The organism is Paenibacillus sp. LS-5, from assembly GCF_056121505.1.
In genome coordinates this window covers 1-342 of record NZ_JBWAVA010000058.1, presented here as the reverse complement: position 1 = coordinate 342, position 342 = coordinate 1, and the positions used below count along the sequence as shown (strand labels likewise).

The 342-nt window shown below is 62.3% G+C and carries 1 protein-coding gene; it reads left to right on the top strand.

The features are described from left to right. Window positions 1-342, top strand: a 342-nt coding sequence (locus AC0MA3_RS26435; protein ID WP_474658339.1) for a COX15/CtaA family protein, incomplete at both ends; no start/stop codon positions are given.

The following is a 342-nucleotide window of genomic DNA, read 5'->3' as shown; positions in this document are numbered from 1 at the left end:
GGCATCATCCCGCCCTTGAACCACGCGCAATGGCTGGAAGAATTCGAGAAATACAAGCTCATTCCCCAGTATGAGCAGCTCAACAAGGGCATGAGCCTTGGCGAATTCCAGCGCATTTTCTGGTGGGAGTGGTCGCACCGGTTCCTGGCGCGGGGCGTCGGTTTCCTCGTCGCCATCCCGCTTGCCTTCTTCTGGCTGACCGGACGGCTTGAACGGCTGCTGAAGCCGCGCATGATCGGCATTCTGGCGCTTGGCGGCTTGCAGGGCGCCGTGGGCTGGTGGATGGTTGCATCGGGTCTCAGCGGCCGCGTCGATGTCAGCCAGTACCGGCTGGCGACACAC